We start from the raw sequence: 25,205 nt of genomic DNA on the forward strand, positions 1-25,205 counted from the left end.
GATAGAAAGGAAAGCCGATCGATGCCCCAGGTGGATCCCGAACTCTTCGACCGTGGCCAGTTCCAGGCCGAACTGGCATTGAAGGCAAGCCCCATCGCCGCCTTCAAGAAGGCCATCCGCCAAGCCCGCGAGGTGCTCGATGCGCGCTTTCGCAGTGGCCGGGATATTCGCCGCCTGATCGAAGACCGCGCCTGGTTCGTCGATAACATCCTGCAAAAGGCCTGGGAGCAGTTCAATTGGAGTTTCGACGCCGATATCGCCCTGGTGGCGGTCGGCGGCTACGGTCGCGGCGAACTGCACCCCTACTCCGACATTGACCTGCTGATCCTGCTGGACAAAGCCGATCACGAGACCTTTCGCGATTCCATCGAGCGCTTTCTGACGTTGCTGTGGGACATCGGCCTGGAAGTCGGCCAGAGCGTACGCTCGGTGGACGAATGCGCGGAAGAGGCCCGTGCGGACCTGACGGTGGTCACCAACCTGATGGAAAGCCGCACCATCTGTGGCCCCGAGCGCCTGCGCCAGCGCATGCTCGAAGTCACCAGCACCGCACACATGTGGCCAAGCAAAGACTTTTTCCTGGCCAAGCGCGCCGAACAAAAAGCCCGGCACCACAAGTACAACGACACCGAATACAACCTGGAACCCAACGTCAAAGGCTCACCGGGCGGGCTGCGGGATATCCAGACGATTTTGTGGGTAGCGCGCCGCCAATACGGCACGCTGAACCTGCGCGCCCTGGCTGGCGAAGGCTTTCTGGTGGAGAGCGAAAACACTCTGCTGGCCTCGTCCCAGGAATTCCTGTGGAAGGTGCGCTACGCCCTGCACATGCTGGCTGGTCGTTCCGAAGACCGCCTGCTCTTCGACCACCAGCGCTCTATCGCTACCCTTCTGGGCTTTGAAGGCGAAGATGCGAAGACCAGCATCGAGAGCTTCATGCAGCAGTACTACCGGGTGGTCATGAGCATTGCTCAGCTCAGCGACTTGATCATCCAGCACTTCGAAGAAGTGATCCTGGCTCCCGAAGATGAAGCGCCGCCGCAGCCGATCAACGCGCGTTTCCAACTGCATGACGGCTATATCGAAGCGCGTAACGACAACGTGTTCCGCCGCACACCGTTCGCCATGCTGGAAATCTTTGTGTTGATGGCCCAGCAGCCGGAGATCAAAGGCGTGCGCGCCGACACCATCCGCTTGCTGCGGGAAAACCGTCACCTGATCGACGACGACTTTCGCAACGATATCCGTAACACCAGCCTGTTTATCGAGCTGTTCAAGTGCCGCATCGGCATCCATCGCAACCTGCGGCGCATGAACCGCTACGGCATTCTCGGGCGCTACCTGCCGGAGTTCGGCTTTATCGTCGGGCAGATGCAACACGACCTGTTCCATATCTATACCGTCGATGCCCACACCCTGAACCTGATCAAGCATCTGCGTAAGTTGCAGTACACCCAGGTGTCAGAGAAATTCCCGCTGGCCAGTAAGCTGATGGCCAAGCTGCCCAAGCCCGAGTTGATTTACCTGGCCGGCTTGTACCACGACATCGGCAAGGGCCGGCATGGCGACCACTCGGAGATCGGCGCGGTCGATGCCGAAGCCTTCTGCCAGCGCCACCAGTTGCCGGTGTGGGACAGCCGCCTGATTGTCTGGCTGGTGCAGAACCACCTGGTGATGTCGACCACGGCCCAGCGCAAGGACTTGTCCGACCCGCAGGTGATTCACGACTTTGCCGGCATCGTCGGCGATGAGACCCGCCTGGATTACCTGTATGTGCTGACCGTCTCCGACATCAACGCCACCAACCCGACGCTGTGGAATTCCTGGCGCGCCAGCCTGTTGCGCCAGCTGTACACCGAGACCAAGCGCGCCCTGCGCCGTGGCCTGGAGAACCCGGTGGACCGCGAAGAGCAGATCCGCCGCACCCAAAGCGCAGCCCTGGATATCCTGGTGCGCGGCGGTAACGACCCGGACGACGTCGAGCAACTCTGGTCGCAACTGGGTGACGATTACTTCCTGCGCCACACCGCCGGCGACGTGGCCTGGCACAGCGACGCGATCCTGCAGCAACCCGCCGATGGTGGCCCGTTGGTCTTGATCAAGGAAACCACCCAGCGCGAATTCGAAGGCGGCACGCAGATCTTCATCTACGCCCCCGACCAGCACGATTTCTTTGCCGTGACCGTGGCGGCCATGGACCAGCTCAACCTGAACATCCATGACGCCCGGGTCATCACCTCCAGCAGCCAGTTCACCCTCGACACCTACATCGTGCTCGACACCGACGGCGACTCGATTGGCGATAACCCGGCGCGGGTGAAAAAGATCCGCGAAGGTCTTACCGAAGCCCTGCGCAACCCCGACGACTACCCCACCATCATCCAGCGCCGGGTGCCGCGCCAGCTCAAGCACTTTGCCTTTGCGCCCCAGGTGACCATCTCCAACGACGCACAGCGACCGGTGACGGTGCTGGAGCTCAGCGCACCGGATCGCCCGGGCCTGCTGGCACGCATCGGCGGGATTTTCCTGGAGTTCGACCTGTCGTTGCAGAACGCCAAGATTGCGACCCTGGGCGAGCGTGTGGAAGACGTGTTCTTTATCACCGATGCCGATAACCAGCCGCTGTCCGACCCGCAGCTGTGCCTGCGTTTGCAAGCGGCGATCGTGGAGCAATTGAGCGTGAGCCAGGAACCCGGCGTCGAGCTGACACGCCTGACCATTTGAATTCTTAACTTTGTGAACAGGAGTCATGTGGGAGCTGGCTTGCCTGCGATGCAGACACCTCGGTGCGTCAGGTCGACCGCAGTGAGGCCATCGCAGGCAAGCCAGCTCCCACAGGATCCGCGCTCACCGTGACAGAGGCTTATATGAACAACGCCCTTAACCAGTTGCAGCCCTACCCCTTCGAGAAACTGCGCGCTCTGCTCGGCAGCGTGACGCCGAACCCGGACAAGCGCCCGATTGCGCTATCCATCGGCGAGCCCAAGCACACCTCACCGGCCTTCGTTGCCGAGGCCTTGAGCAATAACCTCGATCAAATGGCGGTGTACCCCACCACCTTGGGTATTCCGGCCCTGCGCGAAGCCATCGGCGCCTGGTGCGAACGTCGCTTCAACGTGCCCAAGGGCTGGCTGGACCCGGCACGCAACATCCTGCCGGTCAACGGTACGCGCGAGGCGCTGTTTGCCTTCACCCAGACCGTGGTCAACCGTGGCGACGACGCGCTGGTGGTGAGCCCCAACCCGTTCTACCAGATCTACGAAGGCGCCGCGTTCCTGGCCGGGGCCAAGCCGCATTACCTGCCGTGCCTGGACAGCAATGGCTTCAACCCGGACTTCGACGCCGTCTCCCCCGACATCTGGAAACGTTGCCAGATCCTGTTCCTGTGCTCCCCAGGCAACCCGACCGGCGCGCTGATCCCGGTCGACACCCTGAAAAAACTCATCGCCCTGGCCGACGAATATGACTTCGTCATCGCCGCCGACGAGTGCTACAGCGAGTTGTACTTCGACGAGCAAACCCCACCGCCGGGCCTGCTCAGCGCCTGCGTCGAGCTGGGGCGCCAGGACTTCAAGCGTTGCGTGGTGTTCCACAGCCTGTCCAAGCGCTCCAACCTGCCAGGCCTGCGCTCAGGCTTCGTGGCCGGCGACGCCGAGATCCTCAAGGCCTTTTTGCTGTACCGCACCTACCACGGCTGCGCGATGCCCGTGCAAACCCAGCTTGCAAGCATTGCGGCCTGGCAGGACGAAGCCCACGTACTGGCCAACCGCGACCTGTACCGCGAGAAGTTCGACGCGGTGCTGGCGATCCTCAAGCCGGTGCTGGACGTGCAAAGCCCGGACGGCGGCTTTTACCTGTGGCCGAATGTAGAGGGTGACGACGCCACTTTCTGCCGCGATTTGTTCGTGGAAGAACATGTGACGGTGGTGCCGGGCTCTTACCTGTCGCGCGAAGTGGACGGCTTTAACCCTGGCGCGGGGCGTGTGCGCCTGGCATTGGTTGCGCCGTTAGCCGAATGCGTGGAAGCGGCTGAGCGGATTCGCGACTTTATCCAGCGTCGCCGTTAAGGGCCTACCGGTCACTTCATGTGACCCAAATTCGCCTCGCTCATATCCAACTCCGCCAACACCTCCCTCAACACGTCATCACCAATCTGGTGATGACGGCTCAAGCTGTACAACTCCAACCGTTGCGCGCGTAGGGCCTTGAGCCGCAGCTTGCGCTCCAATTGGTCCATCTGCAGCGCCAGCGCCTGGGCTTCAGCCGAATCATTAAACACGTCCAGTTGATGACGATACTCCGCCATCAGCCGCGCCTTGAGCTCGGTGGCCAGTGCCGCTTGAGCGGCGTCCGGTGTTTCGGCTTCAGCGGGTTCCTGGGCCTCCAGTGCATGGATTGCAGCCACGGCGGTCTTTTTCCAGGCCTCGCGCACTTCGTTGTGGCGTTTTTCATCCGGGCCTTTTTCGACGCCACGCAGCAGTAACGGCAGCGCGATGCAGGCAGCGACCAGCGACAGCAGGATCACCCCGGCAGCGATAAAGATCAGCAGGTCACGCTCAGGGAAATCCTGGCCCGGCGCCAGCAACAAGGGCACCGACATGACGCCCGCCAGGGTCACCGCTCCGCGAACACCGCCGACGGTCAGTAACCAGCAGGAGCGGGCCGTCGGCACCAGGGTCAGCGCGCTTTTGCCACGCAGCCTGCGCAGCAACCCCGACAGCCGCCAGATGCTCTGCACCCAGATAAAGCGCAATACCACCAGCACCAGAAAGATCGCCACCACATCCAGGCAGCGATACATCAAGGTGGGCCACAGCGTGGTTTCATGACTGACCACAGCCTTGATGATGTCCGGCAGTTGCAGGCCGAGCAGCAGGAAAATCAGGCCATTGAAGGCAAACTCCAGCAGCGACCAGACGCTGCGGTTGAGCAAACGCGTGCTGGTCTGGCGCGGCAGCAGGTCGAGCCAGCTTTGCATCATGCCCGCCGCCACCGCCGAGAGAATGCCGGACGCGCCCAGGCGTTCAGCCAGTACGTACGCAGCAAAGGGCAGCAGCAACATGAACACCACATGGGTCGCCGGGTCATCCCAACCGCGCGCGATCATCCAGGCGCGCAGGCGGCCGACCAGCCAGCTCAGCGCCACGCCGATCGCCAACCCACCCACTGCCACCAGTACAAACGTCAGGCTGGCATCCGCCAGGGAAAAGACCCCGGTCAACGCCGCGGCCAGGGCAAATTTGAAGGTCACCAGGCCCGACGCGTCATTCATCAAGGCTTCGCCCTGGAGCATGTGCATCAGCGGCTTGGGCAAACGATTCTGGGAAATGGCCGACACTGCCACGGCGTCCGTCGGGGATAAAACCGCTGCCAGGGCAAAGGCCACCGGCAAGGGGATCGAGGGCAGCAACCAATGAATAAAGTAACCAGCGCCCACCACGGTGAACAGCACCAGCCCCACCGCCAACGTCAGGATCGGACCACGCAGGCGCCACAACTCGCGCTTGGGCATGCGCCAACCATCGGAAAACAGCAGCGGTGGCAGGAACAGAAACAGGAACAGCTCCGGGTCCAGCGCCACATGCAGCCCCAACGTGGGCCAGGCCAGCAAGGCGCCGGCGGCGATCTGCACCAGAGGCAACGGCAGTGGGATGATGCGCCCGACCAGGCGCGAAAGGCTGACCAGCATCAGCAGGATAAGAACGGTGTAGGCGGTTTGCATAACGCGGGTTTCCCGGACAATCGACTTGCAACGACACATCAGGCAACAACTGGCCGTTGAAGTGCCATATTACCCGGCTATGTTACCTGGCTATGTTACTCGCCTATGCTGCGCACTGGCACTTTGCGCAAAAGTCGCACGCTGTTGACGAGCGGCGCCGAAACCCGCTGGTCGTGGCATAATCGGCGATCTTTCATTTTCATACGTCCAAAGGGGGGCAATTCCTTGAGTGCTTCAAGCAAAACCTTGCACCTTTTCGGCATCAAAGCCTGCGACACCATGAAAAAGGCGCGCACCTGGCTCGATGAGCACGGGGTGAGCTATGAGTTCCATGACTACAAAACAGCCGGTATCGACCGCGAACACTTGACCCAATGGTGCAACGAGCACGGTTGGCAGGTGGTTTTGAACCGTGCGGGCACCACCTTTCGCAAACTCGAAGACGAACGCAAAGCCGATCTCGATCAGTCGAAAGCCATTGAATTGATGCTCGCACAACCCTCGATGATCAAGCGCCCGGTGCTCGATCTCGGTGACAGAACCCTGATTGGCTTCAAGCCAGATAGTTATTCGGCGGCCCTCAAGTAGGCCAGCCTTCCATTTTTGTAGAGGTAACAGCATGTCCAATTCCCTGTTCAGCCTGGGCTTCGGCGTCGGCACTCAGAACCGCCAAGGTGCTTGGCTGGAAGTGTTTTACGCACAGCCCTTGCTCAACCCGTCGGCTGAAATCGTTGCCGCCATCGCACCGATCCTCGGTTACACCGAAGGCAACCAGGCGATCACCTTCACCGTGAGCCAGGCCCTGCAACTGGCCGACGCGCTCAAAGGCGTCGATGCTACCCAGGCCGCCCTGCTCAGCCGCCTGGCCGAAAGCCACACGCCGCTGGTCGCGACCTTGCTGGCCGAAGACGCAGCGCTGACCTCCACGCCTGAGGCCTACCTCAAGCTGCACCTGCTGTCCCATCGCCTGGTCAAGCCCCACGGCCTGAGCCTGGCCGGGGTGTTCCCGCAGTTGCCGAACGTGGCCTGGACCAGCCAGGGCGCTATCGACATCAATGAACTGGCCGAGCGCCAACTGGAAGCGCGCCTGCGTGGCGACCTGCTGGAAGTGTTCTCGGTGGACAAGTTCCCGAAAATGACCGACTACGTCGTACCGGCTGGCGTGCGTATCGCTGACGCTGCACGTATCCGCCTGGGCGCGTACGTAGGCGAAGGCACCACCGTGATGCACGAAGGCTTCGTCAACTTCAATGCGGGCACCGAAGGCCCGGGCATGATCGAAGGCCGCGTATCGGCGGGCGTATTCGTCGGCAAGGGCTCGGACCTGGGCGGCGGTTGCTCCACCATGGGCACCCTGTCGGGCGGCGGCAATATCGTGATCAAGGTGGGCGAAGGCTGCCTGATCGGCGCCAACGCCGGTACCGGTATCCCATTGGGCGACCGCAACACCGTGGAGTCGGGCCTGTACATCACCGCCGGCACCAAGGTTGCCCTGCTGGATGAGCAGAACCAACTGGTCAAGGTGGTCAAGGCGCGTGAGTTGGCTGGCCAGCCAGACCTGCTGTTCCGTCGTAACTCCGAGACCGGTGCCGTGGAGTGCAAAACCCACAAATCGGCCATCGAACTGAACGAAGCGCTGCACGCTCACAACTAAGCAGCCACTCGATGCCACTAGCGGCCGCACCTTCGGGGGCGGCTCGCTTATACGAGTCTTGATCACCATGCTTGTGCCCTCCCCCTGGCGCGCCGATTTCCCGGCCATCGCCACCCTGCAACGGCAAGACCAGACCTATCTGGACAGCGCCGCGACCACGCAAAAACCCCAAGCCCTGCTGGATGCCATCAGTCATTACTACGCCAATGGCGCAGCCAATGTGCACCGTGCTCAGCATTTGCCCGGAGCCCATGCGACCCAGGCGTTCGAAGACAGCCGCAGCAAGGTCGCGCAGTGGTTGAACGCAGGTGACAGCGGGCAGGTCGTGTTTACCCACGGCGCAACCTCTGCGCTGAACCTCCTGGCCTATGGCCTGGAGCACTTATTCAATGCGGGCGATGAGATTGCCATCAGCGCCCTGGAACACCACGCCAACCTGTTGCCCTGGCAGCAATTGGCCAAACGCCGCGCACTCACACTGGTGGTCTTGCCTCTGGACGATGACGGCGTCATCGACCTGGACGCCGCGGCCAGCTTGGTTGGCCCACGCACACGCTTGCTGGCGGTGAGCCAGTTATCCAACGTGCTCGGTGCCTGGCAGCCGCTGCCAGCCTTGCTGACGATGGCCCAGGCACACGGCGCCCTCACGGTGGTGGACGGCGCCCAAGGCATCGTCCATGGCCGTCACGACGTGCAGGCCCTGGGCTGCGACTTCTACGTATTTTCCAGCCACAAACTCTACGGCCCGGACGGCGTGGGTGTGCTGTATGGCCGTAATGAGGCCCTGCACCACCTGCGCCACTGGCAGTTCGGCGGCGAGATGGTGCAACAGGCCGACTACCACAGCGCCAGCTTTCGCCCCGCGCCGCTGGGTTTCGAGGCCGGCACTCCTCCGATTGCCAGTGTGATCGGCCTGGGCGCGAGCCTGGATTACCTGAGTTCACTGGATCCCTCAGCGGTGATCGCCCACGAAGCCGCCCTGCATGACTACCTGCTGCGTGGGCTTAAGGCCCGCAATGGCGTACGCGTGCTGGGATCGCCGCAGGTGGCGCTGGTGAGTTTTGTGGTGGCGGGCGTGCACAACGCCGACCTCGCCCACCTGCTGACCGAGCAAGGCATTGCTGTGCGTGCCGGTCACCACTGCGCAATGCCGCTGTTGAAGGCGATGAATCTGTCAGGCGCCATCCGCGTTTCACTGGCGCTCTACAACGATTCCGACGACCTGGAGCGCTTTTTTGAAGCGTTGGACCAGGCGCTGGACATGCTGCGATGAGCTTGCCGCTGGAGGCACACGCCGCACTGCAAGCCTTCCAGGCCATTGGCAGTTGGGAGCAGCGCGCCCGGGTGCTGATGCAATGGGGTGAACGCTTGCCCGCCCTGGCTGATGACGAAAAGGTCGACGCTAATCTGGTGCACGGTTGCGAAAGCCTGGTGTGGCTGGTGGGGCGCTTGCAGGACGGCCATTGGCAGTTTACGGCGAGCAGCGAGGCGCGGATGATTCGTGGGTTGGTGGCGTTGCTGCTGGCGCGGGTCAATGGGCTGTCGGCTGATGAACTGCAAGCCGTTGACCTGCCTGACTGGTTCAATCAACTGGGCTTGTCGCGCCAGTTATCGCCGTCGCGCAGCAATGGCTTGAATGCCGTACTGCAACGCATGCGAGACCTGACGCGTACACAGAAATAATGTGGGAGCTGGCTTGCCTGCGATAGCGGCGAATCAGTCAGTATTTTCAGTGGCTGACACACCGCTATCGCAGGCAAGCCAGCTCCCACAATTTGGATCTATGTTCGGCAATGAGATTTAGCTGGGTTTGATGCGCTCCGACGGCCTGCGCACTCCCGCCACGATCTTGTCTACCGCCTTGGTGGCCGCCACCATGCCGAACGTGGCTGTGACCATCATCACCGCGCCAAACCCGCCCGCGCAGTCCAGCTTCACGCCATCACCGACAAAACTCTTCTGCAGGCAGATGCTGCCATCAGGCTTGGGGTAGCGCAGTTGCTCGGTGGAAAACACGCACGGCACGCTGTAATGACGAGTCACGGTGCGCGAAAAGCCATAATCGCGGCGCAAGGTAGAGCGCACTTTCGAGGCCAACGGGTCATTGAAGGTGCGGTTCAGGTCACACACCTGGATCAGCGTGGGGTCAATCTGCCCACCGGCGCCGCCGGTGGTGATGATCTGGATCTTGCGGCGCTTGCACCAGGCAATCAGCGCCGCCTTGGCGTTGACCGCGTCGATGCAGTCGATCACACAGTCGATAGTCGGCGTGATGTACTCGGCCATGGTATCGCGGGTGACGAAGTCTGCCACCGCGTGCACGGTGCAATCGGGGTTGATGCCGCGCAGGCGCTCAGCCATCACTTCGACCTTGGGCTTGCCCACGGTGCTGTCCAGGGCATGCAACTGGCGGTTGCTGTTGCTGACGCAGACATCGTCCAGGTCAAACAGCGAAATCTCACCCACCCCGCAGCGGGCAATCGCTTCTGCCGCCCAGGAACCCACGCCGCCGACGCCGACAATCGCCACATGGGCCGCTTTCAAGCGTTCCAGGCCCTCAAGGCCGTACAAGCGGGCAACGCCTGCAAACCGCGGATCTTCTGTACTCATCATCATTACCCCAAAAACCGGCGCGCATTATAGGGCTACGCAGCAGCAAGTTTTAAGCTACAAGTTACAAGTGAAGAACTTAGATGGAGTTTCGCAGACTAACGTCCGGCTTTTCTCTGTCTGCTGTACGCTCAGGGAAGCGCCAGTGTAGGATGCGCGCCGTTCGGCGTAGGCCGACACCTCTTTCGTTCCGCACCCTTTGGAACCCGACATAACCATGGCATCGCGTAAATTTGGACTCAACCTGGTGGTGGTGCTGGCGATTGCCGCGCTGTTCACCGGTTTCTGGGCGCTGATCAACCGCCCGGTCACCGCTCCCAACTGGCCAGATCAGATCTCCGGCTTTTCCTACTCGCCGTTCCAGCAAGGCCAGTACCCGCAGAAAGGCCAGTACCCTACCGACGAACAGATGCGTCAGGACCTTGCGATCATGAGCAAGCTGACGGACAACATCCGTACCTACTCGGTGGACGGCCCCCTGGGGGATATTCCCAAGCTGGCCGAAGAGTTTGGCCTGCGCGTGACCCTGGGGATCTGGATCAGCCCGGACCTTGAGCGTAACGAGCGGGAGATCCAGCGCGCTATCGAGATCGCCAACACCTCGCGCAGTGTCGTGCGCGTAGTGGTGGGCAACGAAGCGTTGTTCCGGGAAGAAATCACCCCCGAAGCCCTGATCGTGCTGCTCGACCGCGTGCGCGCCGCCGTGAAAGTCCCGGTGACCACCTCCGAGCAATGGCACATCTGGGAAAAGAACCCGCAACTGGCCAAGCACGTCGACCTGATCGCCGCGCACATCCTGCCGTTCTGGGAATACATCCCAATGGACAAGGCCGGCCAGTACGTCCTGGACCGCGCCAAGGACCTGAAGAAAGCCTTCCCGAAAAAGCCACTGCTGCTGTCGGAAGTGGGCTGGCCGAGCAACGGCCGTATGCGCGGCGGCAATGAATCGTCGCCGGCAGACCAGGCGATTTACCTGCGTACACTGGTCAACAAGCTCAATCGCCAGGGTTACAACTACTTCGTGATCGAGGCCTTCGACCAGCCGTGGAAGGTCAGCGATGAAGGTTCGGCGGGTGCGTATTGGGGTGTATTCAACGCCGCGCGCCAGCAGAAATTCAATTTTGACGGCCCGGTGGTGGCGATTCCGCAATGGCGGGTACTGGCCATCGGTTCAGTGGTGCTTGCGCTGCTGTCCCTGACCCTGTTGATGATCGATGGCTCGGCCCTGCGCCAGCGTGGCCGCACCTTCCTGACCTTTATTGCGTTCCTGTGCGGGTCGGTGCTGGTCTGGATCGGCTACGACTACAGCCAGCAATACAGCACCTGGTTCAGCGTGACGGTCGGTGTGTTGCTGGCACTCGGCGCCCTGGGCGTGTTCATTGTGTTGCTGACCGAAGCCCATGAGCTGGCAGAAGCAGTCTGGACCCACAAGCGTCGGCGTGAATTCCTGCCCGTGGAAGGCGACTCGGACTACCGCCCGAAAGTGTCGATCCATGTGCCGTGCTACAACGAGCCGCCGGAAATGGTCAAACAGACCCTCGACGCGCTGGCCGCCCTCGACTATCCGGACTACGAAGTCCTGATCATCGACAACAACACCAAGGACCCGGCGGTGTGGGAGCCGGTGCGCGATTACTGCGAAACCCTGGGCCCGCGCTTCAAGTTCTTCCACGTCGCGCCCCTGGCCGGTTTCAAGGGCGGCGCGCTGAACTACCTGATCCCGCACACCGCCAAGGATGCCGAAGTGATCGCGGTGATCGACTCGGACTACTGCGTATCGCCCAACTGGCTCAAGCACATGGTGCCGCACTTCGCCGACCCGAAAATCGCCGTGGTGCAGTCGCCCCAGGATTACCGCGACCAGAACGAAAGCACCTTCAAGAAGCTCTGCTACGCCGAATACAAGGGCTTCTTCCATATCGGTATGGTCACCCGTAACGACCGCGACGCGATCATCCAGCACGGCACCATGACCATGACCCGCCGCTCGGTGCTCGAAGAGCTGGGCTGGGCCGACTGGTGCATCTGTGAAGACGCCGAACTGGGCCTGCGTGTGTTCGAGAAAGGCTTGTCGGCGGCGTACTACCACGACAGCTACGGCAAGGGTTTGATGCCGGATACCTTTATCGACTTCAAGAAACAGCGTTTCCGCTGGGCCTATGGCGCGATCCAGATCATCAAGCGCCACACCGCCAGCCTGTTGCGCGGTAAAGACACCGAACTGACCCGTGGCCAGCGCTACCACTTCCTTGCGGGCTGGTTGCCGTGGGTGGCCGACGGCATGAACATCTTCTTTACCGTCGGCGCCCTGTTGTGGTCTGCGGCGATGATCATCGTGCCGACTCGGGTCGACCCGCCATTGCTGATTTTCGCGATCCCGCCGTTGGCGTTGTTTGTGTTCAAAGTCGGCAAGATCATCTTCCTCTATCGTCGTGCGGTAGGTGTGAACTTGAAAGATGCGTTCTGCGCGGCACTGGCCGGGTTGGCGCTGTCTCATACCATCGCCAAAGCGGTGTTGTACGGCTTCTTCACCAGCAGCATTCCGTTCTTTCGTACACCGAAAAACGCGGATAACCACGGCTTCTGGGTGGCGATTTCCGAAGCCCGCGAAGAAATGTTCATCATGCTGCTGCTATGGGGCGCGGCGCTGGGGATCTACCTGGTGCAAGGCCTGCCGAGCAATGACATTCGCTTCTGGGTGGTGATGTTGCTGGTGCAGTCGCTGCCGTACGTGGCGGCGCTGATCATGGCGTTCTTGTCGTCGCTGCCCAAACCTTCGACGGCGCCTGAGGCTGCGCCGGCGGCGTAAAAAGTCACGCGATGCACTAAACGGCGGCCCTTGGCCGCCGTTTTGCTATAAGATAACGGCCGTTTGTGAGACTTGGCCTGGCCCAATTCTATGTGGGAGCTGGCTTGCCTGCGATGCAGACGCCGCGGTCTGACAGGCACACCGCAGCGATGCTATCGCCGGCAAGCCAGCTCCCACATTGGAATTGCGTCGCTCCAGGCTCGGTATTTCCACATTCGTCCTGCGCCCACCACACGCTTTCCGGAGTTCCCCCCATGACGGCCCATGCCGACCTTTCGCCGACCCTTCAACTGGCCATCGACCTGATCCGTCGCCCGTCGGTCACGCCGATCGATGCCGATTGCCAGAAGCTGATGATGCAGCGCCTGGGCGACGCCGGTTTTGCGCTTGAACCGATGCGCATCGAAGATGTGGACAATTTCTGGGCCACCCATGGCAAGCATGAAGGTCCGGTGCTGTGCTTTGCCGGTCACACCGACGTGGTGCCGACCGGTCCGGTACAGGCCTGGCAGAACGACCCGTTCGACGCGTTGATCGATGAAAACGGCATGCTCTGTGGCCGTGGCGCGGCTGACATGAAAGGCAGCCTGGCGGCGATGCTGGTGGCAGCGGAACGTTTCGTCACCGACTACCCGGACCACAAGGGTTCGGTCGCCTTCCTGATCACCAGCGACGAAGAAGGCCCGGCGCACCATGGCACCAAGGCGGTGATCGAACGTCTGGCCGCGCGCAAGGAACGCCTGGACTGGTGCATCGTCGGCGAACCGTCGAGCACGACCCTGGTGGGCGATGTGGTCAAGAACGGCCGTCGTGGCTCCCTCGGTGCCACCTTGACCGTGCGCGGTGTACAGGGCCATGTGGCTTACCCGCATCTGGCGAAGAACCCGATCCACCTGGCTGCGGCGGCCCTGGCTGAATTGGCTGCCGAGCATTGGGATGACGGCAACGCCTTCTTCCCGCCGACCAGTTTCCAGATTTCCAACCTCAATTCGGGTACCGGCGCCACCAACGTGATCCCCGGCGACCTGACGGCGGTATTCAACTTCCGCTTCTCTACCGAGTCCACCGTCGAGGGTCTGCAACAGCGGGTCGCGGCGATCCTGGATAAACATGGCCTGGACTGGCATGTGGACTGGGCGCTATCGGGCCTGCCGTTCCTCACCGAGCCGGGTGCGCTGCTGGATGCGGTATCTGCCAGTATCAAGGCGATCACCGGGCGTGAGACCAAGGCATCCACCAGCGGCGGTACCTCCGATGGGCGCTTTATCGCCACGCTGGGCACTCAGGTGGTCGAGCTGGGCCCGGTCAACGCGACGATCCACCAGGTCAACGAACGCATCCTGGCCAGCGACCTCGATGTGCTGACCGAAATCTACTACCAGACCCTGATCAAGTTGCTCGCCTGATGCTTGCCTGCCCCATTTGCAGCGCACCGCTCAATGCGGTGGACAGTGGCGTGGCGTGCCCGGCCGGGCACCGTTTCGATCGCGCGCGCCAGGGTTACCTGAACCTGTTGCCGGTGCAGCACAAGAACAGCCGCGACCCAGGCGATAACCTGGCCATGGTCGAGGCGCGCCGCGACTTCCTCAACGCCGGGCACTACGCCCCGGTGGCCAAGCGCCTGGCCGAACTGGCCGCCGAGCGTGCACCGCAGCGCTGGGTCGACATTGGGTGTGGCGAGGGTTACTACACCGCGCAAATTGCCCAGGCCCTACCCCACGCCGATGGCTATGCCCTGGATATCTCCAAGGAAGCGGTCAAGCGCGCGTGCAAACGCAACCCGGCGCTGACCTGGTTGATCGCCAGCATGGCCCGCGTGCCATTGGCCGATGCCAGCTGCCAGTTCCTCGCCAGCGTGTTCAGCCCGTTGGATTGGCAAGAGGCCAAGCGCCTGCTCAGTCCCGGCGGCGGTTTGATGAAGGTCGGCCCGACCAGCGGCCACTTGATGGAACTGCGCGAGCGTCTTTACGACGAGGTACGCGAGTATACCGACGATAAACATCTGGCCCTGGTGCCGGATGGCATGCACCTGGCACACAGTGAAACACTGGAATTCACCCTGAGCCTGGCCGAAGCTCAGGACCGCGCCAACCTGTTGGCGATGACGCCCCACGGCTGGCGAGCCAGTGCCGAGCGCCGCCACGAGGTGATCGAGGCGGCCGAGCCGCTGCAGGTCACGGTGTCGATGCGTTACGATTATTTCGTGCTTCAATGACTGACGTTCACCCACCCGCGAATGGATTTTCGAATCCCGCAACGAGGAACATCCATGCGCCAACCCGATATTGAGATTTACCTGAAGGACGCCGACGTCGATCACAAGGCCATCGCCGCCTGGCTGGGCGCCGCCCTGGGCCCGTGCACCGACTGGGTCCAGAAAGGCCAGACCTACAAGTGCAAGGCCGGCAGCGTGCCGGTGACCTGGCTGCCCAAGGCGGTGGGCAAATGGAACAGCCTGTACCTGGAAAGCGACCAGACCCCGTGGGACGACGACATCGCCTGCGCCCGCGCCGCGTTTGCCGCGCTGAACGTCGAAGTGCGCTGCGCGCCGGGCACCTGGGTTGAAGAAGAGGGTGAGGAAAGTGCCGACACCTGGATTCGCATCAGCGTAGACGGTGAAGAACAGATCACTTGGAAAACCGCCTGACAGCCCATTGCCAACCCAATCAATGTGGGAGCTGGCTTGCCTGCGATGCAGACACCTTGGTCTATCAGTCAGACCACAGTGATGCTATCGCAGGCAAGCCAGCTCCCACAGTTGATTGGGTTATCAAGACCAAGTTGTTACAGGCCGACCACATCCTCCGCCTGCAAGCCCTTCTCGCCGGTCACCACGGCGTATTCCACCTGCTGGCCTTCGGCCAACGAGCGGTGGCCTTCACCGCGAATGGCGCGGTAGTGCACAAACACATCCTTGCCATCTTCACGCTGGATAAAGCCGTAACCCTTTGCATCGTTGAACCACTTCACATTGCCGGTTTCACGCGTTGTCATCTGTTCACTCCCACTGGTTTTTTTATTGTTGAGTCGCTCGCATTGAACTGCCGAGTATAAGACAGGCTCAAAAACCATCAACTCAACTTTACATCGCTGCTTTTTTGCCGATTTTCGGCGAATACGGCACACTACCCGCCCGAGCGCCTGCTCGGTTTTTTCCACTTGAAGCAGTTCGCCTATGACCCGCTCCCCGTTCCGCCGTCTGGTGTTTGGCACCTTGCGCCGACTGTTGTACCTCTGGGTTCGCTCAGAGACGATCAACCAGTCGTCCCTCACCCTTAACCTGGACCGCAGCCGGCCGGTTTTCTACGTCCTGCAATCACCCTCCCTCACCGAGTTGGCAGTGGTCGACGCCGAGTGCACCAAGGCCGGCCTGCCACGCCCGGTGCTGCCAGTGTCAGTGGGGCCGTTGATGGAGCCTGCGGCGTTCTTCTACCTCACGCCGGATCCGGATTGGCTTGGGCGCCAGGACAAGCGTGGCGCACCACCCACCCTGACGCGGCTGGTCAATACCCTCACCGAACACGCCGAAGAGAATGCACAAATCATTCCGGTCAGTGTGTTCTGGGGCCAATCCCCCGAAAGCGAGTCCAGCCCCTGGAAGCTTTTATTCGCCGACAGCTGGGCGGTCACCGGGCGTCTACGCCGGTTGTTGAGCATCCTGATCCTGGGGCGCAAGACCCGTGTGCAATTCTCCGCGCCTATCAACCTGCGCGAATTGATCGAGCACAATAAAGGCCACGAACGCACCGTGCGCATGGCCCAGCGCATCTTGCGTGTGCACTTTCGTAACCTGAAGACGGCGGTGATCGGCCCCGACCTGTCCCACCGCCGTAATCTGGTGAAGGGTCTGGTGAATATGCCGCTGGTGCGCCAGGCCATTTCTGATGAGGCCGAACGCGAAAAAATCTCGCCGGAAAAAGCCAAGGCCCTGGCCCTGCGCTATGGCAACGAAATTGCCTCGGACTACACCTACACCGCGATCCGCTTCCTGGAAGTGGTCTTGAGCTGGTTCTGGAACAAGATCTACGACGGCATCAAGGTCAATAACATCGAGGGCGTGCAAAAGGTGGCCCAAGGCTACGAGGTGATCTACGTGCCTTGCCACCGCAGCCATATCGACTACCTGCTGCTGTCCTACCTGCTGTTCAAAAACGGCCTGACCCCACCGCATATCGCCGCCGGCATCAACCTCAACATGCCGGTGATCGGCAGCCTGCTGCGCCGTGGCGGTGCGTTTTTCATGCGCCGCACCTTCAAGGGCAACCCGTTGTACACCTCGGTGTTCAACGAATACCTGCACACCCTGTTTACCAAGGGCTTCCCGGTGGAGTACTTCGTCGAAGGCGGCCGCTCGCGCACCGGGCGCATGCTACAACCGAAAACCGGGATGTTGGCGATCACCCTGCGCAGCTTCTTGCGCTCCTCGCGCATGCCTATCGTGTTCGTGCCGGTGTATATCGGCTATGAGCGTGTCCTCGAAGGCCGCACTTACCTGGGCGAACTACGTGGCGCCAGCAAGAAGAAAGAGTCGATCTTCGATATCTTCAAAGTGGTCGGCGCGCTCAAGCAGCGCTTCGGCCAAGTGGCAGTCAACTTTGGCGAACCGATCAAGCTGGCAGAGTTCCTCGACGCCGAGCAACCGGACTGGCGCGCCCAGGAACTGGGGCCGAACTACAAACCGGCCTGGCTCAACGAAACCACCAATCGCCTCGGCGAACAGGTGGCGCGTCATTTGAACGAAGCCGCTGCGGTGAACCCGGTGAACCTGGTGGCGCTGGCCCTGCTGTCCACCACCCGCCTGGCGCTGGATGAACAGGCCATGGCCCGCCAGCTGGACCTGTACCTCGCGCTGTTGCGTCGTGTGCCCTACTCGCCCCACACCACCCTGCCGGAAGGCGATGGCCTGGCGCTGATCAAGCACGTCAAGGACATGAACCTGTTGTCCGAGCAGAGTGACGCCCTGGGCAAAATCGTTTATCTGGATGAGCAGAATGCCGTCCTGATGACCTACTACCGCAACAACGTGCTGCACATCTTCGCCCTGCCGGCGTTGCTGGCGAGCTTCTTCCAGAGCAGCTCGCGGATGAGCCGCGAACAGATCCTGCGCTACACCCACGCGCTTTACCCGTACCTGCAATCGGAACTGTTTATTCGTTGGTCCTTGGACGACTTGGACAACGTGGTCGATCAATGGCTGGACGCGTTTGTCGAACAAGGCCTGCTGCGTTTCGAAAACGCCGTGTACCTGCGCCCGGCGCCGAGTTCGCGGCACTTTGTGCTGCTGACGCTGCTGTCCAAGAGCATCGCCCAGACCCTGCAACGCTTCTACATGGCGATCTCGTTGCTGCTCAACAGCGGCCAGAACAGTATCAGCGCCGAAGAGTTGGAAGACCTGTGCACGATCATGGCCCAGCGCCTGTCAATCCTGCACGGCCTCAACGCTCCGGAATTCTTCGACAAGAGCCTTTTCCGACATTTCATCCAGACGTTGCTGGAGCAAGATGTGCTACGCCGCGATGAAGCCGGCAAGCTGGGCTATCACGACCTGCTCGGCGAACTGGCAGAAGGTGCGGCCAAACGCGTGTTGCCGGCGGATATTCGCCTGTCGATCCGCCAGGTGGCCTTGCACCGCGTGGACGGCGCAACCGAGACCGCGCCTGAACCGGTTGCCACCCCTCCTGAAGAAAAGCGCTAAATTGAACGAGGCGTCGGGCGGATTCCGGCGCCGTTGAAAAGGAGTTGCACCGTGAAAAAACTCATCCTTCTGGGCCTGACCGCCCTGCTCGGAGCCTGCCACTCGATGACCCCAACCCCGAAGGCCAGTCTGGACGGCGAAGTGTTCTACCTGCAACGCATCGCCCTGCCGCCGGCCGCCACCTTGAGTGTCAGCCTGCAGGACGTGTCCCTGATGGACGCCCCGGCCGTGACCCTCGCCGAACAGAAAGGCCCGGTCAAAGGCCAGGTGCCGCTGCCGTTTCACCTGAGCTATGACCCGGCTCAGGTCAAACCGGGCCACACCTATTCGGTCAGCGCTCGCATCGAGCTGGACGGCAAGCTACTGTTTATCACCACCGAGCGGCACACCGTGCAACTCAACGGCCAGGACCCACAACCGCTGCGCCTGCGGGTAGATGCGGCCGCACATTGATCATTCCCACTTCATAAGGAAGCGCCCATGCTCCGCAAATCTCTTCGCCTCACCGCCCTGTGTGCTGGCTTGCTGTTCGGCGCCAACGCCATGGCCCTGGATCTGGGCAGCCTGTCCCAGGGTGACGCCAGCGGCGGCCTCAAGGATGCCTTGGCCCAAGGTGCACAGATTGCTGTGAAACAACTCGGGACGCCCGGTGGTTTCAGCAACAACCCGGACGTGAAGATCGGCCTGCCGGGCAAACTCGGCAAAGTCGCCGACAAGCTTAAAATGTTTGGTATGGGTGACCAGGTCACGCAACTGGAAACCAGCATGAACAAGGCCGCAGAAACCGCCGTGACCCAGGCCCAGCCAATTCTGGTCAACGCCGTGAAGAACATGAGCGTGACCGACGCCAAGGGCATTCTCAGTGGAGGCCAGGACTCCGCCACCCAGTACCTGAACAAAAGCAGCCGTGAAGAAATTCGCGCCAAGTTCCTGCCCATCGTCAAGGCCGCCACCGACAAAGTCGGCGTGGCTCAGCAGTACAACGCTCTGGCCGGCAAGGCCGCAGCCTTTGGCGCCGTGGATGCCAAGAGCGCCAACGTCGAAAACTACGTGACCGAGCAGGCGCTGGATGGTTTGTTCAAGATGATTGCGCAGCAGGAAGAAACCATTCGCAAGAACCCGGCGGCGGCAGCCACCAGCTTGGCCAAGAAGGTGTTTGGGGCACTTTAAGCCTTCGCCAGCGACTTGTACCGGGACGTAACGCGGCAAACACTCTGCGGGTGCAGAGTGTTTGCAACGGCTGAATATCAGAATTCAGCGCATTCAACGGCCGATTTGAGCGTTGGTATTCGCATTGCTGTTCGCGTTGGAAACGCTGTTGTTGATCGTAAAATTAGTGGTGGGCTGGGGATGATCGTATTTGAACGATTTGAGCGCGTCCGAAAGCTCACGCCGACTGACGGAGTCATTATGTGAATGTTTGGCGCAAGCGCCGCCCATCTGACCGCCGCCCAGCATCATGCCGAATGCCGAGTAAAAATTTCCCAATGCTTGTAGGAGCATATCTATTTCGCCTCTATGAACGTTCTGGAAATGTTATCCACGTGATAAAAACCACCGAATAAAGTACCTGCGAACAGGTAACTATCTGTGGCAAGCCTGAAAAAAAGGTTCCCATTGGGCCCACCCAAAAACAGTCACAGATTTACTCCACGTCCTTCCTGATCCTGAACCAAGCCGCGTACAACGCCGGCAAGAACAACAGTGTCAACGCCGTCGCCACGATCAACCCGCCCATGATCGCCACAGCCATGGGCCCGAAGAACACACTGCGCGACAACGGAATCATCGCCAGCACCGCTGCCAGCGCCGTCAGCACAATCGGGCGAAAGCGTCGGACGGTGGCTTCGATAATTGCCTGCCAGGGTGCCAGGCCGGCCTTGATGTCTTGTTCTATCTGGTCCACCAGAATCACCGAATTACGCATGATCATGCCCGACAGCGCGATGGTGCCGAGCATGGCGACGAAACCGAAGGGTTGGCGGAACACCAACAGAAACAAGGTCACGCCGATCAGCCCCAACGGTGCGGTGAGAAAGACCATGGCCGTGCGCGAAAAGCTGCGCAGTTGCAGCATCAGCAAGGTCAGCACCACCACGATAAACAGCGGCACGCCGGCCTTCACCGAGTTTTGCCCCCGCGCAGAGTCTTCAACCGTACCGCCCACCTCCAACAGATAGCCGTCCGGCAGCTCGGCTCGCACATCGGCGAGCGTCGGCAAGATCTGCTGCACGAGGGTCGCCGGCTGTTCCTTGCCATAGATATCGGCCCGTACGGTCACTGTGGGCAGACGGTTGCGACGCCAGATGATGCCTTCTTCGAATCCATATTCGAGGGTGGCAATTTGCGACAGCGCCACGCTTTTACCATTGTCGGTGGGCACGGCCAGGCTTGGCAGGCGCGACAGCTCGCTACGCTCATGCACCGTGCCGCGCAGGAGGATCTCGATCAATTCGTTGTCCTCCCGATACTGGCTGACGCTGGCGCCGGTCAGGGAACTCTGCAGGAATTTCGACAGGTTGGCAGTGCTCACACCCAGGGCACGGGCACGGTCCTGGTCGATATTCAGGTATACGATTTTGCTCGGTTCTTCCCAGTCCAGATGCACATTCACCACATGGGTATTTTCGCGAACCTTGGCCGCCACTTTGCGCGCCAGCGAACGGACTTCTTCGATGTGCTCGCCAGTCACACGAAACTGCACGGGGTAGCCTACGGGCGGGCCGTTCTCCAGGCGCGTGACCCGCGAACGCAGCGCGGGGAATTGCTCGTTGAGGGTTTCGATCAACCAGGTGCGCAGGCTTTCTCGCTCCTCGATGGTGTTAGCCAGCACCACAAACTGGGCGAAGCTGGCAGCGGGCAATTGCTGGTCCAGTGGCAGGTAAAACCGTGGCGAACCGGTGCCCGCGTAGGCGACATAGTTATTGATGCCGGCATGCTCCTTGAGCAACGCCTCCAGGCGCTTGACCTGTTCGGCGGTGTTGCTCAGGGAAGCGCCTTCGGCCAGTTTCAGGTCGACCATCAACTCCAAGCGACCGGAAGCCGGGAAGAACTGTTGCGGCACGAAGCGAAACAGTGCAACCGAGCCGATAAACAGCAGCAGGGTCAGCACGATCACGGTTTTACGCCGCTGCACGCACCACTCCACCAGACGCCTTACACGCTGATAGAAGGGTGTGCCGTAAGGGTCCGGGCCGTCGGTGCCGTGTTTGGCCGCATGAATCTTCGCCAGGTCGGGCAGGAGTTTTTCCCCCAGGTAGGGCACAAACACCACGGCCGCCACCCAGGAGGCCAGCAGTGCAATGGTCACCACCTGGAAGATCGAACGGGTGTATTCGCCAGTGCTCGATTGCGCGGTGGCAATCGGCAAGAAGCCTGCGGCCGTGATCAGGGTGCCGGTGAGCATGGGGAATGCGGTGCTGGTCCAGGCGAAACTCGCGGCTTTGAGGCGGTCGTAGCCCTGTTCCATTTTGATCGCCATCATTTCCACGGCGATGATCGCGTCATCCACCAGCAAGCCCAGGGCCAAGACCAAGGCGCCCAGGGAAATCTTGTGCAGGCCGATGCCCAGGTAATACATGGCGGCAAAGGTCATCGCCAGTACCAGCGGAATCGCCAGGGCGACGACCATGCCGGTGCGCACGCCGAGGGAGAAAAAGCTCACCAGCAAAACAATCGCCAGCGCTTCAGCCAATACCTGGACGAATTCGCCGACGCTGGTCTTCACAGCTGCCGGCTGGTCCGACACCTTGCGCAGCTCCATCCCTGCCGGAAGGTTCTTTTGCAGGCGTGCGAATTGCGCTTCAAGGGCCTTGCCCAGTACGAGGATGTCGCCACCGTCGCGCATAGCCACGGCCAGGCCGATGGCATCTGCGCCCATGTAGCGCATGCGCGGTGCCGGTGGGTCGTTGAAGCCTCGATGGATGTCAGCCACGTCACCGATGCGGAAGGTGCGATCCCCCACGCGTATCGGAAAGTTGCGGATCTCCTCTACTGTCTTGAAGTTGCCCGAAACGCGCAGTTGCACGCGCTCGGTGGGGGTTTCAAAGAAGCCGGCGGTGGACACCGCATTTTGCTCCTGCAACGCCTGTTGTACCGCAGCCAGAGGCAAGCCGAGGGTGGCGAGCTTGAGGTTGGACAGCTCGATCCAGATCTTCTCGTCCTGCAGGCCGAGCAGCTCGACCTTGCCCACATCCGGGACGCGTTGCAGCTGGATCTGGATGCGGTCGGCGTAGTCCTTGAGCACCGCATAGTCAAAGCCGTCGCCGGTCAGGGCGTAGATATTGCCGAAGGTGGTGCCGAACTCGTCGTTGAAAAACGGCCCCTGGATATCCGGCGGCAAGGTGTGGCGGATGTCGCTGATTTTCTTGCGCACCTGGTACCACAACTCAGGAATCTGCGCCGAACGCATCGAATCACGGGCAATAAAGGTGACCTGGGATTCACCAGGACGGGAGAACGACACGATGCGTTCATACTCACCGGTCTCCATGAGTTTTTTCTCGATTCGCTCAGTGACCTGGCGCGAGACCTCCTGGGCCGTGGCTCCAGGCCAGTTGGTCTTGATCACCATGGCCTTGAAGGTAAAGGGCGGGTCTTCGCTTTGTCCCAACTTGGTGTAGGACAAGGTGCCAACCACGGCCAGCAGGATCATCAGGAACAGTACAATCTGGCGATTACGCAACGCCCATTCGGAAAGATTGAAACCCATGGGGACTACTCCTTGGTCGCCAGATTCACTACACGGTTGGAGCGATCCACCGGGCGCACGGGTTGGCCCTCATGGAGCACATGCACGCCTGCGGCCACCACCCAATCGGTGGCGGCCAAGCCTTCGAGTACCGGCACGGTGTTTTCGCCAAACGCACCAATGCGTACAGGGGTGCGTTCAAGGGTGTTGTCCGGTTTTACACGCCAAACGTAGGACGCACCGTTCTCGGCACTCAGGGCAGACAGCGGTACCGATAGGGGAATGACACCGTCGACCTGGATGAAAACCCGTGCGCTTTGGCCCAGTTCGGCGGGCACTTTGCCGCCGGTGAAGGCTACGCGCGCGGCGAAGGTGCGAGACTTGGGGTCGGCGGCAGGAGACAGTTCACGAATGCGCCCGGCGAAGCGTTGCTCTGGCTGGCTCCACAACTCCACCGACACCGGCTGGCCGATCTTGAAGCGGCCAAAGCCCTGCTCGGGCAGGCTGATCAAGACTTCACGCTCGCCATCGGTGGCCAGGGTGAACACCGTCTGGCCAGCGGAAACCACTTGCCCCACCTCGACGGCACGCTTGGCGACTACCCCATCCTGAGGCGCACGCAGCACGGCGTAGCCGGCCTGATTGCTGGACACATCGAACTCGGCCTTGATCTGCTTCAGGCGTGCTTCACCGGCTCGGTAGAGGTTTTCGGAATTGTCGTACTGCGACCGACTGACCATCTGACGGTCCATCAAGGTCTTGTAGCGATCTCGCTCCGCACGTACCAAGCTCAGATTGGCCTCTGCGGCGGCTACTTGGGCGCGGGTGGCCTCCAGTTGCAGGCGCACGTCCTGGGGGTCGAGTTCGGCCAGCGGCTGGTTGGCCTTGACCCGTTCGCCCTCCTCCACCAGGCGCTTGCTGACTTTGCCGCCGATGCGAAAGGCCAGGTCCGGCTCATAACGGGCACGCACCTCACCGGGGTAGCTGTCCATTGCCTGCGCCGACGGCTGCGGTTGCACCACCATGGCCGGGCGCACGGTGGTCTGGGCCGCTTCTTCATGGCCGCAAGCGGCCAACAGGAAGATCAGGCTGACAGGCAAAGCAAGGGGCAGGAAAGCGCTGCGCATGCTGAAGGACCTTTCGCAAATAGAGCTTGGAATAATTATACTGGCCGGTATGTTATTAATACCAAACTCACCAGTCCAGTATTAAAGGTGAAAATGTCCGACAATCCTCTGAACACCGCAAGCCCCGGGCGCCCCAAGGACATGGCAAAACGCCAGGCAATCCTCGAATCGGCAAAATCGCTGTTCCTGGACAAGGGCTATGCAAACACCAGCATGGACGCCGTCGCCCTGGCGGCCGGCGTATCGAAACTCACGGTCTACAGCCACTTCACCGACAAGGAGACGCTGTTCACCGCGGCGGTAGTGGCCAAATGTGAAGAGCAATTGCCGGTGATGTACTTCGAGCTTCCCGAAGGCATGCCCGTCGAGACGGTGTTGCTCAACATCGCACGCGGCTTTCATCGGCTGATCAACAGCGAGGAGTCGGTAAACCTGCATCGCCTGATGATGACCACCGGCAATCAGGACGTGAAACTCTCCCAGATCTTCTTCAACGCCGGCCCCATGCGCATGCTGCAAGGCATGGAGCGCTTGCTCGGCAAGATTGACCAGGGCGGCGCGCTGAGCATCGACACACCGTTCAAAGCCGCGGAGCACTTCTTTTGCTTGCTCAAGGGCACGGCGAACTTTCGCTTGTTGTATGGCTGCGGCGGACAACTGAGCGCGCAAGAGGCTGAAGAGCATGTGCAGGACGTGGTGCAGTTGTTTATGCGGGCCTATCGCAGCACGGGGCTCGACAGCACCGCATAGGCGGTAGCAACCGACGGTAACCACGATGCGAAGCGAGTCGCTCTTGATCTGCTCTTGATCTGCTTTTGATTTTGATCTTAAGCGCCCCGTCACACCACGCTGGCCGGAATTCGACAGGGATTTGGGGGGTAAACCGGCAGGGATGCCG

General features: G+C 61.1%; 20 protein-coding genes. 14 read left to right on the forward strand and 6 right to left on the reverse strand.

All coding sequences use genetic code 11. The annotated features are described in order from the left end of the window. The first annotated feature begins 21 nt into the window (after positions 1 to 21). Positions 22 to 2,724 carry a [protein-PII] uridylyltransferase gene (locus AC4PS6_RS02285; protein WP_014717230.1) on the forward strand — a complete coding sequence of 901 codons (2,703 nt, stop codon included), beginning with the start codon at positions 22 to 24 and terminating at the stop codon, positions 2,722 to 2,724. Between the two features lie 143 nt (positions 2,725 to 2,867). Beyond that, on the forward strand, positions 2,868 to 4,067 hold the full coding sequence (gene dapC / locus AC4PS6_RS02290; RefSeq protein WP_020300963.1) for a succinyldiaminopimelate transaminase: 1,200 nt from the start codon (positions 2,868 to 2,870) through the stop codon (positions 4,065 to 4,067). Between the two features lie 11 nt (positions 4,068 to 4,078). On the opposite strand, the gene AC4PS6_RS02295 is transcribed toward dapC, so the two are convergent. Beyond that, positions 4,079 to 5,722: a Na+/H+ antiporter gene (locus AC4PS6_RS02295; protein ID WP_014717228.1), complete on the reverse strand. Its 1,644-nt coding sequence runs from the start codon at positions 5,720 to 5,722 to the stop codon at positions 4,079 to 4,081. A 279-nt stretch (positions 5,723 to 6,001) separates the two neighbouring features. Between AC4PS6_RS02295 and AC4PS6_RS02300 the strand changes: the two genes are divergently transcribed. From AC4PS6_RS02300 to AC4PS6_RS02315, 4 genes are all read left to right on the forward strand, one after another. Continuing rightward, entirely contained in the window at positions 6,002 to 6,310 is a 309-nt protein-coding gene (locus AC4PS6_RS02300; RefSeq protein ID WP_229999207.1) for an arsenate reductase, read from the forward strand. A gap of 31 nt (positions 6,311 to 6,341) precedes the next feature. Next, the gene (gene dapD / locus AC4PS6_RS02305; RefSeq protein WP_014717226.1) at positions 6,342 to 7,376 is read left to right on the forward strand and encodes a 2,3,4,5-tetrahydropyridine-2,6-dicarboxylate N-succinyltransferase; all 1,035 of its coding nucleotides are present in this window, start codon (positions 6,342 to 6,344) and stop codon (positions 7,374 to 7,376) included. 67 nt (positions 7,377 to 7,443) lie between these two features. Beyond that, positions 7,444 to 8,649 carry an aminotransferase class V-fold PLP-dependent enzyme gene (locus AC4PS6_RS02310; RefSeq protein ID WP_019817863.1) on the forward strand — a complete coding sequence of 402 codons (1,206 nt, stop codon included), beginning with the start codon at positions 7,444 to 7,446 and terminating at the stop codon, positions 8,647 to 8,649. After that, positions 8,646 to 9,059, forward strand: coding sequence for a SufE family protein (locus AC4PS6_RS02315; protein ID WP_058410371.1), 414 nt, complete (start codon positions 8,646 to 8,648; stop codon positions 9,057 to 9,059). The genes AC4PS6_RS02310 and AC4PS6_RS02315 overlap by 4 nt, the downstream gene beginning before the upstream one ends. Before the next feature lie 117 nt (positions 9,060 to 9,176). Here AC4PS6_RS02315 and tcdA read toward each other — a convergent pair whose 3' ends face one another. Continuing rightward, positions 9,177 to 9,986, reverse strand: a complete 810-nt coding sequence (gene tcdA, locus AC4PS6_RS02320) for a tRNA cyclic N6-threonylcarbamoyladenosine(37) synthase TcdA (protein WP_019817865.1) — start codon at positions 9,984 to 9,986, stop codon at positions 9,177 to 9,179. Between the two features lie 217 nt (positions 9,987 to 10,203). Here tcdA and AC4PS6_RS02325 point away from each other — a divergent pair, with 217 nt between their 5' ends. The 4 genes from AC4PS6_RS02325 to AC4PS6_RS02340 all read left to right on the forward strand — a co-directional run bounded on the left by AC4PS6_RS02325 (position 10,204) and on the right by AC4PS6_RS02340 (position 15,442). After that, positions 10,204 to 12,795, forward strand: coding sequence for a glycosyltransferase (locus AC4PS6_RS02325; RefSeq protein WP_034126823.1), 2,592 nt, complete (start codon positions 10,204 to 10,206; stop codon positions 12,793 to 12,795). A gap of 254 nt (positions 12,796 to 13,049) precedes the next feature. Beyond that, the gene (gene dapE / locus AC4PS6_RS02330) at positions 13,050 to 14,201 is read left to right on the forward strand and encodes a succinyl-diaminopimelate desuccinylase (protein ID WP_005785553.1); all 1,152 of its coding nucleotides are present in this window, start codon (positions 13,050 to 13,052) and stop codon (positions 14,199 to 14,201) included. Next, on the forward strand, positions 14,201 to 15,010 hold the full coding sequence (locus tag AC4PS6_RS02335) for a putative RNA methyltransferase (RefSeq protein ID WP_014717221.1): 810 nt from the start codon (positions 14,201 to 14,203) through the stop codon (positions 15,008 to 15,010). The genes dapE and AC4PS6_RS02335 overlap by 1 nt, the downstream gene beginning before the upstream one ends. A 54-nt stretch (positions 15,011 to 15,064) precedes the next feature. After that, a complete protein-coding gene (locus AC4PS6_RS02340) occupies positions 15,065 to 15,442 on the forward strand; it encodes a hypothetical protein (protein ID WP_014717220.1) in 378 nt (125 codons plus the stop codon). Between the two features lie 137 nt (positions 15,443 to 15,579). Here the strand turns inward: AC4PS6_RS02340 and AC4PS6_RS02345 are convergent, their stop codons facing one another. After that, the gene (locus AC4PS6_RS02345; protein ID WP_003189131.1) at positions 15,580 to 15,789 is read right to left on the reverse strand and encodes a cold-shock protein; all 210 of its coding nucleotides are present in this window, start codon (positions 15,787 to 15,789) and stop codon (positions 15,580 to 15,582) included. A 181-nt stretch (positions 15,790 to 15,970) separates the two neighbouring features. Here AC4PS6_RS02345 and plsB point away from each other — a divergent pair, with 181 nt between their 5' ends. From plsB to AC4PS6_RS02360, 3 genes are read left to right on the forward strand one after another with little or no spacing between them, the layout of a single operon-like run. After that, entirely contained in the window at positions 15,971 to 18,490 is a 2,520-nt protein-coding gene (gene plsB / locus AC4PS6_RS02350; protein WP_014717219.1) for a glycerol-3-phosphate 1-O-acyltransferase PlsB, read from the forward strand. A 51-nt stretch (positions 18,491 to 18,541) separates the two neighbouring features. Further along, a complete protein-coding gene (locus tag AC4PS6_RS02355; RefSeq protein ID WP_014717218.1) occupies positions 18,542 to 18,943 on the forward strand; it encodes a YbaY family lipoprotein in 402 nt (133 codons plus the stop codon). 27 nt (positions 18,944 to 18,970) lie between these two features. Continuing rightward, positions 18,971 to 19,660: a DUF4197 domain-containing protein gene (locus tag AC4PS6_RS02360; RefSeq protein WP_020300959.1), complete on the forward strand. Its 690-nt coding sequence runs from the start codon at positions 18,971 to 18,973 to the stop codon at positions 19,658 to 19,660. 93 nt (positions 19,661 to 19,753) lie between these two features. On the opposite strand, the gene AC4PS6_RS02365 is transcribed toward AC4PS6_RS02360, so the two are convergent. The 3 genes from AC4PS6_RS02365 to AC4PS6_RS02375 all read right to left on the reverse strand — a co-directional run bounded on the left by AC4PS6_RS02365 (position 19,754) and on the right by AC4PS6_RS02375 (position 24,307). Beyond that, positions 19,754 to 19,993, reverse strand: coding sequence for a hypothetical protein (locus AC4PS6_RS02365; RefSeq protein ID WP_020300958.1), 240 nt, complete (start codon positions 19,991 to 19,993; stop codon positions 19,754 to 19,756). 142 nt (positions 19,994 to 20,135) lie between these two features. Beyond that, on the reverse strand, positions 20,136 to 23,201 hold the full coding sequence (locus tag AC4PS6_RS02370; protein WP_020300957.1) for an efflux RND transporter permease subunit: 3,066 nt from the start codon (positions 23,199 to 23,201) through the stop codon (positions 20,136 to 20,138). Between the two features lie 5 nt (positions 23,202 to 23,206). Beyond that, the gene (locus tag AC4PS6_RS02375) at positions 23,207 to 24,307 is read right to left on the reverse strand and encodes an efflux RND transporter periplasmic adaptor subunit (RefSeq protein WP_336826842.1); all 1,101 of its coding nucleotides are present in this window, start codon (positions 24,305 to 24,307) and stop codon (positions 23,207 to 23,209) included. 93 nt (positions 24,308 to 24,400) lie between these two features. Between AC4PS6_RS02375 and AC4PS6_RS02380 the strand changes: the two genes are divergently transcribed. Next, positions 24,401 to 25,057: a TetR/AcrR family transcriptional regulator gene (locus AC4PS6_RS02380; protein WP_019817872.1), complete on the forward strand. Its 657-nt coding sequence runs from the start codon at positions 24,401 to 24,403 to the stop codon at positions 25,055 to 25,057. Positions 25,058 to 25,205 lie beyond the last annotated feature (148 nt).

This window comes from Pseudomonas sp. DW-iso17, assembly GCF_058725345.1.

Coding starts and splice junctions, on each gene's coding strand:
- AC4PS6_RS02285 (WP_014717230.1), top strand. CDS start 22: ATGCCCCAGGTGGATCCCGAACTCTTCGACCGTGGCCAGTTCCAGGCC.
- dapC (WP_020300963.1), top strand. CDS start 2,868: ATGAACAACGCCCTTAACCAGTTGCAGCCCTACCCCTTCGAGAAACTG.
- AC4PS6_RS02295 (WP_014717228.1), bottom strand. CDS start 5,722: ATGCAAACCGCCTACACCGTTCTTATCCTGCTGATGCTGGTCAGCCTT.
- AC4PS6_RS02300 (WP_229999207.1), top strand. CDS start 6,002: ATGAAAAAGGCGCGCACCTGGCTCGATGAGCACGGGGTGAGCTATGAG.
- dapD (WP_014717226.1), top strand. CDS start 6,342: ATGTCCAATTCCCTGTTCAGCCTGGGCTTCGGCGTCGGCACTCAGAAC.
- AC4PS6_RS02310 (WP_019817863.1), top strand. CDS start 7,444: ATGCTTGTGCCCTCCCCCTGGCGCGCCGATTTCCCGGCCATCGCCACC.
- AC4PS6_RS02315 (WP_058410371.1), top strand. CDS start 8,646: ATGAGCTTGCCGCTGGAGGCACACGCCGCACTGCAAGCCTTCCAGGCC.
- tcdA (WP_019817865.1), bottom strand. CDS start 9,986: ATGAGTACAGAAGATCCGCGGTTTGCAGGCGTTGCCCGCTTGTACGGC.
- AC4PS6_RS02325 (WP_034126823.1), top strand. CDS start 10,204: ATGGCATCGCGTAAATTTGGACTCAACCTGGTGGTGGTGCTGGCGATT.
- dapE (WP_005785553.1), top strand. CDS start 13,050: ATGACGGCCCATGCCGACCTTTCGCCGACCCTTCAACTGGCCATCGAC.
- AC4PS6_RS02335 (WP_014717221.1), top strand. CDS start 14,201: ATGCTTGCCTGCCCCATTTGCAGCGCACCGCTCAATGCGGTGGACAGT.
- AC4PS6_RS02340 (WP_014717220.1), top strand. CDS start 15,065: ATGCGCCAACCCGATATTGAGATTTACCTGAAGGACGCCGACGTCGAT.
- AC4PS6_RS02345 (WP_003189131.1), bottom strand. CDS start 15,789: ATGACAACGCGTGAAACCGGCAATGTGAAGTGGTTCAACGATGCAAAG.
- plsB (WP_014717219.1), top strand. CDS start 15,971: ATGACCCGCTCCCCGTTCCGCCGTCTGGTGTTTGGCACCTTGCGCCGA.
- AC4PS6_RS02360 (WP_020300959.1), top strand. CDS start 18,971: ATGCTCCGCAAATCTCTTCGCCTCACCGCCCTGTGTGCTGGCTTGCTG.
- AC4PS6_RS02365 (WP_020300958.1), bottom strand. CDS start 19,993: ATGCTCCTACAAGCATTGGGAAATTTTTACTCGGCATTCGGCATGATG.
- AC4PS6_RS02370 (WP_020300957.1), bottom strand. CDS start 23,201: ATGGGTTTCAATCTTTCCGAATGGGCGTTGCGTAATCGCCAGATTGTA.
- AC4PS6_RS02375 (WP_336826842.1), bottom strand. CDS start 24,307: ATGCGCAGCGCTTTCCTGCCCCTTGCTTTGCCTGTCAGCCTGATCTTC.
- AC4PS6_RS02380 (WP_019817872.1), top strand. CDS start 24,401: ATGTCCGACAATCCTCTGAACACCGCAAGCCCCGGGCGCCCCAAGGAC.